Below are 268 nucleotides of genomic sequence, written 5' to 3'. Positions count from 1 at the left end.
GGTAATACGATCAGCATACAAAATCGCCTTGCCCGCCACATTACGGGCCGCGCGGCCAATGGTCTGAATCAAAGAACGCTCTGAGCGCAGGAAGCCTTCTTTGTCTGCATCCAGAATCGCCACCAACGACACTTCCGGCATATCCAGCCCCTCACGTAGCAGGTTGATTCCGACCAGAACATCAAATTCTCCCAGGCGCAAATCACGGATAATCTCAACGCGCTCGACCGTATCTATATCCGAGTGCAGATAACGCACCCGCACATCA

The 268-nt window shown here is 53.4% G+C and carries 1 protein-coding gene; it reads right to left on the bottom strand.

The annotated features are described in order from the left end of the window. Nucleotides 1-268, bottom strand: a 268-nt coding sequence (locus JI666_RS21070; protein WP_286171016.1) for a helicase-related protein, incomplete at both ends; no start/stop codon positions are given.

Source organism: Bacillus sp. NTK071 (genome assembly GCF_017303315.1).
In the GTDB taxonomy this organism is placed as follows: domain Bacteria; phylum Bacillota; class Bacilli; order Bacillales; family Guptibacillaceae; genus Guptibacillus.
This window is presented reverse-complemented; position numbering and strand designations above follow the sequence as displayed.